This is a genomic window from Rhizobium sp. S163 (assembly GCF_030380805.1).
Taxonomy (GTDB): Bacteria; Pseudomonadota; Alphaproteobacteria; order Rhizobiales; family Rhizobiaceae; genus Rhizobium.
This window is the reverse complement of sequence record NZ_JAUDSA010000003.1, coordinates 597,165-609,692: the sequence shown is the minus strand read 5'-3', so window position 1 is coordinate 609,692 and position 12,528 is coordinate 597,165. Positions and strand designations below refer to the sequence as shown.

The window sequence follows — 12,528 nt, the reverse complement described above, 5'->3', positions numbered from 1 at the left end:
ACCTGACTATCCGCATAGTCTCCTTGTGATAGTCCCGCTTTCGTGTTTTGGTCTCATTCTTTCGCGATTGGGCCAGGGCTTATGAAAGCGTTGCAAAATATGACATCGGTCGAGCTGGCCAAGCTCCACGTCGAGCGGCTGGCGGCCATCGAGGCTGCGTCCGAGCCGGTTCACACCATCCCGTCGGAGTATCCCTCGGGCTATCATGTGGCGGCCCATCGGCACAGCCGCGCGCAGTTCGTCTATGCGCGCACCGGCGTGGTCATGGTGTCATCGCGGCAGGGGCGCTGGATGGTGCCGCCGGAGCATGCGCTGTGGATACCAGCCGGACTGGATCACTCGGTAGACATGCTGGGCGAGGTGACCATGCTCTCGGCCTATATCAGTTCGGATGCGCTTGTCGCGCTGCCTGAGGCCATACGCGTAGTCGGGCTTACCGATCTCGCGCGTGCGCTGATCATCGAAGCGGTGTCTCCGAGTGGAGACCTCAAGGGCTCTCGGCGGCAGCGGCTGGTGGTGGCGCTGCTGCTTGAGGAGATTTCGCGGCTGCCTGATCGCTCGCTTGGCCTGCCCATTCCCGGTGACGCGAGGCTTGCGGGGCTTTGCCGCGCCTTTCTGGCGAACCCCACCGCGCGGCTCCTGATCGACGATTGGGCCGAGCAGCTGAACATGAGTCGGCGGGCGTTTACCCGCGCTTTCCGCAGAGAGACCGGCATCAGCCTTTCGACATGGCGGCAGCAGGCTGCCTTGTTTACGGCGTTGCCGCGGCTGGCGGCGGGCCAGCCGGTTACAACAGTTGCGTTCGATCTCGGTTATGAAAGCGTCGCGGCGTTCACCACCATGTTCAAGCGCATGCTCGGCGCGCCGCCCCGCGCCTATTTCAGGGTTGGCGAGCCCAATTGAAATTCCTCGATAATTTCGAATGCGGGCGTTTCGCTCTGTCACACGCCCGACATCGGCGCGCGGCATAACTGTGCGAAACATTCGTTTGACATTCGAATAAGTTTCGCTTTAACTGTTTTCACTTTCGCAATTGCGTTGTCTTGTTTGCGTTGCGGCATTTTCTGGGGGCATGGGACGCGTGAGCGGTCAGATTCACGATCTTTTCGTTATCGGTGGCGGCATCAACGGCTGCGGTATCGCGCGTGACGCGACCGGGCGCGGCTATTCGGTTGCGCTGGCCGAGATGAACGATTTCGCCTCCGGCACGTCCTCTGGTGCCACCAAGCTCATTCATGGCGGCCTGCGCTATCTCGAGCATTACGAGTTTCGTTTGGTGCGCGAATCGCTGATGGAGCGCGAGATCCTGTGGGCGATGGCGCCGCATATCATCTGGCCGATGCGCTTCGTGCTGCCCTATCACAAGGGCGGGATCCGGCCGGCTTGGCTGATCCGGCTGGGGCTGTTCCTCTACGACCATCTCGGTGGTCGCAAGCTTTTACCGCCGACCAAGGTGCTCGACATGCGCCGCGATCCGGCCGGCAAACCGCTGAAGTCGCTGTTCACCAAGGCGTTCGAATATTCCGACGGCTGGGTGGATGACGCTCGCATGGTGGTGCTGAACGCGCGCGACGCGGCCGATAAGGGCGCGCTGATCATGCCGCGCACCAAGGTCGTCTCCGCGCACCGCGAGAACGGTGTATGGGCGATCGAGACCGTGGATAGCGTGACCGGCGAGAAGCGGCACTTCCAGGCGCGGATGTTGGTCAACGCGGCTGGTCCGTGGGTCGATCACGTCATTCGCGCCGCTTTCGGGCAGAACGAGGCGCGGCATGTGCGGCTCGTCCAGGGCAGCCATATCGTCGTGAAGAAGAAGTTCAACGATCCCAGGGCCTACTTCTTCCAGAACCCCGACAACCGCATCATCTTCGCGATCCCCTACGAGCAGGATTTCACGCTGATCGGCACCACCGATCGCGACTACAAGGCCGATCCGAAGGATGTGAGGATCTCCGACGAGGAGACGACCTATCTCTGCAAGGCCGCGAGCGAGTATTTCAACGAGCCGGTGCGGCCTGAAGATATCGTCTGGACCTATTCGGCCGTGCGCCCGCTGTTCGACGACGGCGCATCCAAGGCGCAGGAAGCGACGCGCGATTACGTGCTGAAGCTCGAAGGCGAGGGCGCGCCGGCGCCGTTGCTCAATGTGTTCGGCGGCAAGCTCACGACCTATCGCCGGCTGTCGGAACACGCTCTGGAAAAGATCGGCGCGGCGATCGGCGCCAAGGGTGCCCCGTGGACGGCCAAGAGCCATCTGCCCGGCGGCGACTTTCCGGCGCAGGGATACGAGGCGGAAGTGCGCAAGCTGAAGGGCAGCTATCCGTTTCTCATCGATACGCACGCCCGCCGCCTCGTTCGCCGCTACGGCACGAAGGCTGCGGTGCTTTTGGGACAGGCGCGCGGGACCGAGGATCTCGGGCGCTGTTTCGGGAGCGACCTCTATGAGGTGGAGGTTCGCTACCTGATCGAGCACGAATGGGCGAGACACGCCGATGACGTGCTCTGGAGGAGAACGAAGGAGGGCTTGCGCCTGACGAGGGAGCAAGCCGCGGTTTTGGAGGAGTACATGGCCGCGCTACCGGCTCAGATGGCCGGATAAAAGAGCGGCATGTGGTCCCCGCTGTGAGGAGGCACGGGAACCTGAATGCTGGAATTGCGAAACATCGCAAAGACGGTGGGTGCGGATACGCATATCCACGCGACCGATCTCGCGTTTGAACGCGGCACGCTGAACGTGCTGCTGGGGCCGACGCTGTCTGGCAAGACGTCGCTGATGCGGCTGATGGCCGGGCTCGACCGGCCGACCAGTGGAACGATCCATTTCGATGGCGTCGACGTCACCGGCATGCCGGTGCAGAAGCGCAATGTCGCAATGGTCTACCAGCAGTTCATCAACTACCCCGCCTTTACGGTCTATGAAAATATCGCCTCGCCGATGTGCATATCGGGCAAGGATGCCGCCACCATCGATCGCGAGGTGCGCAAGGCCGCCGATCTCCTGCGGCTGACGCCCTATCTCGACCGCACCCCGCTCAATCTCTCCGGCGGTCAGCAGCAGCGCACCGCGCTTGCCCGCGCGCTGGTCAAGAACGCCAGCCTCGTCTTGATGGACGAGCCGCTGGCCAATCTCGATTACAAGCTGCGCGAAGAACTGCGCGCCGAGTTGCCCAGGATCTTCGCGCAATCCGGCGCCATCTTCGTCTATGCCACGACTGAACCATCCGAAGCGCTGCTGCTCGGCGGCAATACGGCGACGCTGTCGGAAGGGCGGGTGACGCAGTTCGGGCCGACGATTTCGGTCTACCGGACACCACGCGATCTCACCACCGCCAAGACCTTCGCCGATCCGCCGCTCAATTTCATCGACGTGGTGAAAGCCGGCGCGACATTCCAGCGCGACGGTCGCGCGGTGTTTGCGGTACCTGCGCATCTGGCCGGCATGGCCGATGGACCGGTGACGGTGGCGTTTCATCCGCATCATCTCGGGCTTTCCGCGCAGACGCCGAATGCCGTGCAACTCAAGGCGCGCACGCAGCTCTCGGAGATCACCGGCTCGGAGAGTTTCGTTTATCTCGATTACGAGGGCGTGCGCTGGGTGATGCTGGCGCATGGCATTCACGACATCGATCCGGACACCGATATCGACGTGTTTCTGGACGGGCGCCACCTGATGGCGTTCGACACCAGCGGCCGGGCGATCTCGTCCGGCGCAACGGCTTGAAGGGGTAGGGACATGGCACGCATCACGCTCGACCACATCCGCCACGCCTACGGGCCGAACCCGCAATCGGATAGGGACTACGCGCTGCGCGAAGTCGACCACGAATGGAACGATGGCGGCGCCTATGCGCTGCTCGGGCCATCCGGCTGCGGGAAGACGACGCTGCTCAACATCATCTCCGGCCTGCTGCAGCCGTCGCATGGCCGCATCCTGTTCGACGGCAAGGACGTGACCAATCTCGCCACGCAGGCGCGCAACATCGCGCAGGTGTTCCAGTTCCCCGTCATCTACGACACGATGACGGTCTACGACAATCTGGCCTTTCCGCTGCGCAATCGCGGCGTATCGGAGCCCGAGGTCGATCGCCGCGTTCGCGAAATTCTCGAGATGATCGATCTCACGCCCATGGCGAGGCGCAAGGCGCAAGGGCTGACCGCCGACCAGAAGCAGAAGATCTCGCTCGGCCGGGGATTGGTGCGCAGCGACGTCAACGCCATCCTGTTCGACGAGCCGCTGACGGTTATCGATCCGCACATGAAATGGGTGCTGCGCTCGCAGCTCAAGCGGCTGCACAAGCAGTTCGGTTTTACGATGGTCTATGTCACGCACGACCAGACGGAAGCGCTGACCTTCGCCGACAAGGTCGTCGTCATGTACGAGGGCGAGATCGTGCAGATCGGCACGCCCGCTGAGCTCTTCGAAAAGCCGAGCCACACTTTCGTCGGTTACTTCATTGGCTCGCCCGGCATGAACGTCCTGCCGGCAAAGCTCGACGGCAGCAGGGTGACGGTGGGGGCTGAGAGCCTGCAGCTCGACTACGCGCCGAAGGCTGCCGCTGGTGCCAAGACCGAACTCGGCATCCGGCCGGAGTTCATCCGCCTCGGGCGCGAGGGCATGCCCGTCACCATCAACCGGGTCGAGGATATCGGCCGGCAGAAGATCGTGCGCGCGGATTTCGCGGGCCAGCCTATCGCCATCGTTTTGACCGAGGATGCCGAGATCCCCGCGGAGGCGCGGGTCACTTTCGATCCGAAGGCGATCAACATCTACGCCGATTCCTGGCGCGTCGGCAGGGAGGGCTGAGCCATGAACAAGACCTGGAACAACAAGGCCTGGTTTCTGGTGCTGCCGGTGCTGGTGCTGGTCGCCTTCTCGGCGGTGATCCCGCTGATGACCGTCGTCAACTACTCGGTGCAGGATACGTTCGGGAACAACGAGTTCTTCTGGGCGGGCACGGACTGGTTCGTGCAGACGCTGCAATCCGACCGCTTCTGGGCGGCGCTGCAGCGCAATCTCGCCTTCTCGCTGATCATCCTGGCGCTGGAGATCCCGCTCGGCATCTTCATCGCGCTCAACATGCCGAAGAAAGGGATCGGCGTGCCCGTCTGCCTCGTTCTGATGGCATTGCCGCTGCTGATCCCCTGGAACGTCGTCGGCACGATCTGGCAGGTGTTCGGTCGCGTCGATATCGGCCTGCTCGGCCATACGCTGGAGGCGATCGGGCTCGACTACAATTACGTCCGCGATCCCGTCGATGCGTGGATCACCGTCATCGTCATGGACGTCTGGCATTGGACGAGCCTTGTGGTGCTGCTGTGCTACGCAGGCCTCGTTTCGATCCCTGATGCCTATTATCAGGCGGCGAAGATCGATGGCGCCTCGCGCTGGTCGGTGTTCCGCTACATCCAGCTGCCCAAGATGAAGCGGGTGCTTCTGATCGCCGTGCTTTTGCGCTTCATGGACAGCTTCATGATCTATACCGAACCCTTCGTCGTCACCGGCGGCGGCCCCGGCAACTCGACCACCTTCCTGTCGATCGATCTGGTGAAGATGGCCGTCGGTCAGTTCGACCTCGGTCCGGCGGCCGCGATGTCGATCATCTACTTCCTGATCATCCTGCTGCTCTCATGGATCTTCTACACCGTGATGACCAGTGGCGACGAGAACGCGTGAGGAGGAGAGGACCATGGCCCAAGCAACAACACAGACGATGAAATACAAGCCGGCCGGCAACTTCTCCTGGGTCGTCTCGACCGTCTACATCATCTTCCTGCTCTTGCCGATCTACTGGCTGGTCAACATGAGCTTCAAGGAGAATGCCGAGATCACCGGCACCTTCTCACTCTGGCCGCAGAACCCGACGCTCAGGAACTACACGATCATCTTCACGGATCCGTCGTGGTACAACGGCTATATCAACTCGATCACCTATGTGGTCATGAACACGGTGATCTCGGTGCTGGCGGCGCTGCCCGCAGCTTATGCCTTCTCGCGCTACCGGTTTTTGGGCGACAAGCACCTGTTCTTCTGGCTGCTGACCAACCGCATGGCGCCGCCCGCCGTTTTCGCGCTGCCGTTCTTCCAACTTTACTCGGCATTCGGTCTCATCGACACCCATATCGCGGTGGCGCTGGCGCACTGCCTGTTCAACGTGCCGCTGGCGGTCTGGATCCTCGAAGGCTTCATGTCGGGCGTGCCGAAGGAGATCGACGAGACGGCTTATATCGACGGCTACTCGTTCCCGCGTTTCTTCATCCGCATCTTCATGCCGCTGGTGGCATCGGGGATCGGGGTGGCGGCCTTCTTCTGCTTCATGTTCTCGTGGGTGGAGCTGCTGCTTGCCCGCACGCTGACGACCACGGCGGCCAAGCCGATCTCGGCGATCATGACGCGCACGGTCTCGGCCTCGGGGATGGACTGGGGCGTGCTGGCGGCGGCCGGCGTGCTCACCATCATTCCCGGCGCGCTCGTCATCTACTTCGTCCGCAACTACATCGCCAAGGGCTTCGCGCTCGGCCGCGTCTAAAGGGAGACCAGACATGAACTTTTCCTGGATGGCGTGGACGCTGCCGACCGCATTGTTTTTCCTGACGATCCTCGTGCTCCTGATCGGCATGAGCATTTGGGAATATCTGGCGCCGGGCGGCTCGCCGCGTGTGGGGGCCTTGAGGTTCGAGACCACGCGGGGAGACCGTCTCTTCATTTCGCTGCTGGGGGCAGCGTTCATTCATCTCGCATGGTTGGGCCTCGTCGGGCCCAACCTGTGGTGGGCTCTTGGGCTTGCCGTAGTCTACGCCATCGGCGTGTTCCGCTACGTGTGAGGCCAGGGAGATACAGATGGCCGGGGGTACTGGCCGCCTGACGTGAAGACTGCAATCGCAAACCTTGGGAGGATATCATGCGACGGCATCTACTAGCGACAACAGCAGGCATCTTGCTGGCCATGGCGGGCTCCGCCTATGCTGGCATGGACGAGGCGAAATCATTCCTGGACAAGGAAGTCGGCGAACTCTCGTCGCTTTCGCGCGCCGACCAGGAAAAGGAAATGCAATGGTTCATCGATGCCGCGAAACCCTTCGCCGGCATGGATATCAAGGTCGTTTCCGAAACGCTGACCACTCATGAATATGAATCGAAGGTGCTGGCGCCGGCGTTCACCGCCATCACCGGCATCAAGATCACTCACGACCTGATCGGCGAAGGTGACGTCGTCGAGAAGCTGCAGACGCAGATGCAGTCGGGCGAGAACATCTACGACGCCTATGTCAACGATAGCGACCTGATCGGCACCCATTGGCGCTACCAGCAGGCCCGCTCGCTGACCGACTGGATGGCGAACGAAGGCAAGGATGTCACCAATCCGGGACTCGACATCAACGACTTCATCGGCACCAAATTCACGACCGCGCCGGACAAGAAGCTCTACCAGCTTCCCGACCAGCAGTTCGCGAACCTCTACTGGTTCCGCTACGACTGGTTCAACGACGAGAAGAACAAGGCGGACTTCAAGGCGAAGTACGGCTACGACCTCGGCGTTCCGGTCAACTGGTCTGCCTATGAGGATATCGCCGAGTTCTTCACCGGTCGTGAAGTCAACGGCAAGAAGGTCTTCGGCCATATGGACTACGGCAAGAAGGACCCGTCGCTCGGATGGCGCTTCACCGACGCCTGGCTGTCGATGGCTGGCAACGGTGACAAGGGTCTCCCGAACGGTCTTCCCGTCGACGAATGGGGCATCAAGGTCGACGAGAACTCGCGTCCCGTCGGTTCGTGCGTCGCGCGCGGCGGCGATACCAACGGTCCGGCTGCCGTCTACTCGATCCAGAAGTATCTGGATTGGTTGAAGGCCTATGCACCGCCAGCAGCGCAGGGCATGAACTTCTCCGAATCCGGCCCCGTGCCGGCGCAGGGCGAAGTGGCGCAGCAGATCTTCTGGTACACAGCCTTCACGGCCGATGCCGTCAAGCCGGGCCTGCCTGTCGTCAACGAAGACGGCACGCCGAAGTGGCGCATGGCACCCAGCCCGCATGGCGTCTACTGGAAGGACGGCATGAAGCTCGGCTATCAGGACGTCGGTTCCTGGACGCTGATGAAGTCGACGCCAGACGATCGCGCCAAGGCCGCATGGCTCTATGCGCAGTTCGTGACCTCGAAGACTGTGGACGTGAAGAAGAGCCATGTCGGTCTCACCTTCATCCGCGAATCCACCATCCGCGACAAGAGCTTCACGGAGCGCGCTCCGAAGCTCGGTGGTCTGGTCGAGTTCTATCGCTCGCCGGCCCGCGTGCAGTGGTCGCCGACCGGCACCAACGTTCCTGACTATCCGAAGCTGGCACAGCTCTGGTGGCAGGCCGTCGGCGATGCGTCCTCCGGCGCCAAGACCGCTCAGGAAGCCATGGATTCGCTTTGCGCCGAGCAGGAAAAGGTCCTGCAGCGCCTGGAGCGCGCCAAGGTGCAGGGCGATATCGGCCCGAAGCTCGCCGAAGAGCATGATCTCGAATACTGGAACAAGGACGCGGTCGCCAAGGGCAACCTCGCTCCCCAGCTGAAGATCGAGAACGAGAAGGAAAAGCCGGTCACCGTCAACTACGACGAACTGGTCAAGAGCTGGCAGTCCCAGTAACGGGCGCCACGGCCGGGGATTAGCGTCCCCGGCCAATCTCTATGCCGGCGGCACGCGAAGGCTGCTGCCGGTTATCTCCATTTTCAAATCCATGTTGGCAACCTGCCGTTCGAGCGGCGGGAACGGTACTCCTATTCAGTCGGAACAGATCATGGGCGGGTTCATTCTGGCGATCGATCAGGGCACGACGTCGTCGCGGGCGATCATCTTCGACGACGGAATGACGATGGTCGCCTCGGCGCAGATGGACGTCCGGCAGCACTATCCGCAGGCGGGCTGGGTCGAACATGATGCGTGCGAGATATGGGAGAGCGTCGTCGCCACCGCGCGGCAGGCGATCGACAAGGCTGGCATCCCGGCTTCCGCGATAGCCGCGATCGGGATCACCAATCAGCGTGAGACGACCGTTGTGTGGGACCGCAAGACCGGCAGGCCGTTTTACAGGGCAATCGTCTGGCAGGACAGGCGCACCGCCGAGATCTGCGACAGCTTGAAGGCGGATGGCTACGAGAAGCTGGTTCGCGCCAAGACGGGGCTGCTGCTCGATCCCTATTTCTCCGGCACCAAGCTGCGCTGGCTGCTCGACAATGTCGATGGGCTGCGGGAGCGTGCACGGATGGGCGGTGTTTGCTTCGGCACCATCGACAGCTGGCTGATCTTCAACCTGACGGGCGGGCGGGTTCACGCGACCGATGCGACCAACGCTTCGCGCACCATGCTTTACAACATCACCGATGGGATCTGGGACGACGAGCTTTTGGGCGTGCTTGCAATACCGGCGCCGCTGCTGCCTGACGTCAAGGACTGCGCTGACGATTTCGGGGTCACGGACAAGTCGATCCTCGGCGCGGCAATCCCGATCCTGGGTGTTGCCGGAGACCAGCAGGCGGCGACGATCGGTAACGCCTGTTTTGATCCTGGCATGATGAAATCGACCTACGGGACGGGTTGTTTCGCGCTGCTCAACACCGGCGGGGATCGGGTTGCCTCATCGAACCGGATGCTGACGACGATCGCTTATCGGCTGGACGGCGAAACGACCTATGCGCTCGAAGGGTCGATCTTTATCGCGGGTGCCGCCGTGCAATGGTTGCGCGATGGGCTCGGCCTCATTTCGCGTGCCTCCGACAGCGGCGCCTTGGCTGTTGCGGCCGATCATGGGCAACGCGTGTACATGGTGCCCGCATTCACAGGTCTCGGCGCGCCCTATTGGGACCCGCAGGCGCGCGGCGCCATCTTTGGATTGACCCGCAACAGCGGGCCGGCGGAGCTGGCGCATGCGGCGCTTGAATCGGTCGCCTACCAGACGCTGGACCTGCTCGTGGCCATGCGCAAGGATTGGGGCGAACGTCGGATTGGGACCGTGCTCAGGGTCGATGGCGGCATGACGAATTCAGACTGGACGATGCAGCGTCTCGCAGACATCGTCGCCAATCCCGTGGATCGCGCCGCAACGCAAGAAACGACGGCTCTCGGTGCTGCATGGCTTGCGGGGTCGCGGGCGGGTGTCTGGCCGGAGCGCGCCGCTTTCGCGAAAGCATGGCGCAGCGACCGCCAGTTCCTGCCGACGATGCCGGACACCGAAAGACAGGCGAAGATCGCAGGCTGGCGCGATGCCGTGTCTCGAACGCTTTCGCGCCCGCTCAGCCCGTGATCTTCACGTCCGATCCGGCGAGCAGTGAGAGGTCACGCGCGGCCTGTTGCAGCATGACGATCGTCCCGTCGATATCGGGTGCGTCGGGCGCGTTGACGAGGCCGATATAGGGGCAGGTGAGGGCGGCGATGACGCGGCCGTCGGGGCCGAGGATCGGGGCGGAGAGGTTGTGGACGCCGGCGGTCTGGGCGCTCGGCATCTTCTCGTAGCCGCGTTCGCGGATGTCGCTCAGGCGCTGGTAGAACTCCGGTCCCAGCCGCTTGGCCTTGGGATCGCGGGCATGCTCGGCGATCATCATCTCGCGTTCCTCATCGGTGCGGAAGGCCAGCAGCACGTGGCCGGAGCCGGTTTCGAGCAGGCTCATATGCGAGCCGACGCGGATCGAGATGCCCCAGTAATTCGGCGCCTCGTGCTGGGCGATAACGACGGCGGAACCGCGGTCGAAGACCACGAGATGGTTCGCCTGACGGGTGCGCTGCGCAAGGTCGCGCATCAGCGGCATGGCGAAGGAGGCGAGGCGGCGGGCAGGGGCGTGCAGCTGCGACAGGCCGAAGAGCTTGAGCGTCAGCGTAAAGCGATCTCCCTCAAGCTTGGTGACATAGCCGCGGCGCACGAGGCGGTCGAGCATGCGGTAGAATTCGTTGGGACTGCGGTCGAGACGCTTGGCGATTTCCGCCTGGGTCAGCCCCTCCTCGACGCTCGCCAGAAGCTCGAGGATATCAAGCCCCTTGTCCAAGGCAGGCGCCCGGTACCGGTCGGCTTCATCCGCGTCCATGCTGTTCTCCTGTGAATATGCCTTTACATATACAAATAAGCCCTAGCCGAAAAGCGAAAGTTCGGCGGCGATCCCGGCAATCCGGGACAACTTCCCCGTTTCACGAAGCGGCTTGCTACCCAGGTCAGGCGCACATAGCATGCGGCAGATTTGCAGGATGAGGCCGATGTTTCTGACGCAGGAAGAGCTTTCAAATATCACCGCGTTTCGCCGCGAGCTTCATCGCTATCCCGAAGTGTCGGGCGAAGAGGTCGAGACCGCGCGCCGGGTGCAGGAAGCGCTGCTCCTGGCAAAGCCCGATCGGATCGTGTCGAACCTTGGCGGCCATGGCGTCGCGGCGGTCTATGACGGGGCTATTCCGGGGCCGACGGTTCTCATCCGCTGCGAGCTCGATGGGTTGCCGATCGAGGAGATCTCCAACGAGGAATACCGGTCGACGATCCCCGGCAAGGGACATCTTTGCGGTCACGACGGGCACATGTCGATCCTGATGGCCGTTGCCACCGCGCTTGGGCAGAAGCGGCCGAACAAGGGGCGTGTGATCCTCCTGTTCCAGCCGGCCGAGGAGAATGGCGCGGGTGCGGCCGCGGTGCTCGCCGATCCTCAATTCGCGACGCTGAAGCCCGATATGGCGCTCTCGCTGCACAATCTTCCAGGCGTGCCGCTTGGGCATGTGCTGCTGCGCGAAGGGGCCGTCAATTGCGCGTCGCGGGGTATGAAGATCATTCTCAACGGCAAGACCTCGCATGCCTCCTGCCCGGAGGATGGCGTTGCGCCGACATTCGCGCTGGCGAGCCTGCTTGGTGGGCTGACGGCGCTCGGGAGCGTCGCACCTGTCGGTCCCGATTTCGCGCTGGTGACCGTTACCCACGCCCGGCTCGGTGAGCCCGCCTTCGGCATCAGCCCCGGGCGGGCTGAGATATGGGCGACGTTGAGGACACTGACCGACGAGCGGATGGCGGGCCTGGTGCAGCGCGCCGAAATGCTGGCGAAAAGCGAGGCGGATGCGGCTGGGCTGACGATCGAGATCACTTACGAGGATGTGTTTCATCAGTGCTTCAATTCGCCCGAAGCCGTCGATGCGCTGCGGCGCGCGCTGGATGACGAGGGCGTCAGCCACCAGAGCGACAGCCGCCTGCTGCCGATGAAGGGCTCGGAGGATTTCGGGCTGTTTCGAACCGTCGCGCCATCGGCGATGTTCTTCCTCGGGTCGGGCGAAACGCATCCGCAACTGCACAATCCTGACTATGATTTCCCCGAGGCGTTGATCCCGATCGGGGCGGGCGTGTTTTTGCGGGCGATCACCAATATCCTCGGCTGATGATGCCGCAGATTTGATTGATGTCATGTGCGCCGGCTCATCGAAATTGCGCGTGCAGGTCGTTTTTCCCTTTCCCGCTCGGCACGATGAGCCTATCTACGATCGGGTTCGACCGACGCCCCACGCCGCACGTGCTGTTGCCGGCCGTTTGATC

At 62.6% G+C, this 12,528-nt stretch carries 11 protein-coding genes; 10 read left to right on the top strand and 1 reads right to left on the bottom strand.

The genetic code is table 11. The features are described from left to right. The first annotated feature begins 99 nt into the window (after positions 1-99). The 9 genes from QTL96_RS03100 (at position 100) to glpK (ending at position 10,278) form a co-directional block, all read left to right on the top strand. A complete protein-coding gene (locus QTL96_RS03100; protein WP_289726626.1) occupies positions 100-903 on the top strand; it encodes a helix-turn-helix transcriptional regulator in 804 nt (267 codons plus the stop codon). Positions 904-1,072: 169 nt separating this feature from the next. After that, positions 1,073-2,599 carry a glycerol-3-phosphate dehydrogenase gene (glpD, locus tag QTL96_RS03095; protein ID WP_289726625.1) on the top strand — a complete coding sequence of 509 codons (1,527 nt, stop codon included), beginning with the start codon at positions 1,073-1,075 and terminating at the stop codon, positions 2,597-2,599. Between the two features lie 45 nt (positions 2,600-2,644). After that, positions 2,645-3,721 (top strand): ABC transporter ATP-binding protein, encoded by a 1,077-nt coding sequence (locus QTL96_RS03090; protein ID WP_289726624.1) that lies wholly within the window; start codon positions 2,645-2,647, stop codon positions 3,719-3,721. A 12-nt stretch (positions 3,722-3,733) separates the two neighbouring features. After that, positions 3,734-4,804, top strand: a complete 1,071-nt coding sequence (locus tag QTL96_RS03085) for an ABC transporter ATP-binding protein (RefSeq protein ID WP_289726623.1) — start codon at positions 3,734-3,736, stop codon at positions 4,802-4,804. A 3-nt stretch (positions 4,805-4,807) separates the two neighbouring features. After that, positions 4,808-5,674, top strand: coding sequence for a sugar ABC transporter permease (locus QTL96_RS03080; RefSeq protein ID WP_037178749.1), 867 nt, complete (start codon positions 4,808-4,810; stop codon positions 5,672-5,674). Between the two features lie 37 nt (positions 5,675-5,711). Beyond that, positions 5,712-6,527 carry a carbohydrate ABC transporter permease gene (locus QTL96_RS03075; RefSeq protein WP_037178748.1) on the top strand — a complete coding sequence of 272 codons (816 nt, stop codon included), beginning with the start codon at positions 5,712-5,714 and terminating at the stop codon, positions 6,525-6,527. 13 nt (positions 6,528-6,540) lie between these two features. Next, positions 6,541-6,822, top strand: a complete 282-nt coding sequence (locus QTL96_RS03070; protein ID WP_111561978.1) for a DUF2160 domain-containing protein — start codon at positions 6,541-6,543, stop codon at positions 6,820-6,822. A gap of 77 nt (positions 6,823-6,899) precedes the next feature. Then, positions 6,900-8,624, top strand: a complete 1,725-nt coding sequence (locus QTL96_RS03065; protein ID WP_047505507.1) for an ABC transporter substrate-binding protein — start codon at positions 6,900-6,902, stop codon at positions 8,622-8,624. Positions 8,625-8,775: 151 nt separating this feature from the next. After that, on the top strand, positions 8,776-10,278 hold the full coding sequence (gene glpK / locus QTL96_RS03060; protein ID WP_289726622.1) for a glycerol kinase GlpK: 1,503 nt from the start codon (positions 8,776-8,778) through the stop codon (positions 10,276-10,278). Here glpK and QTL96_RS03055 read toward each other — a convergent pair. Continuing rightward, positions 10,268-11,053: an IclR family transcriptional regulator gene (locus QTL96_RS03055; protein WP_112980556.1), complete on the bottom strand. Its 786-nt coding sequence runs from the start codon at positions 11,051-11,053 to the stop codon at positions 10,268-10,270. The genes glpK and QTL96_RS03055 overlap by 11 nt on opposite strands. Positions 11,054-11,219: 166 nt before the next feature. On the opposite strand from QTL96_RS03055, the gene QTL96_RS03050 reads away from it, so the two are divergent. After that, a complete protein-coding gene (locus QTL96_RS03050) occupies positions 11,220-12,374 on the top strand; it encodes an amidohydrolase (protein WP_289726621.1) in 1,155 nt (384 codons plus the stop codon). Positions 12,375-12,528: the final 154 nt, after the last annotated feature.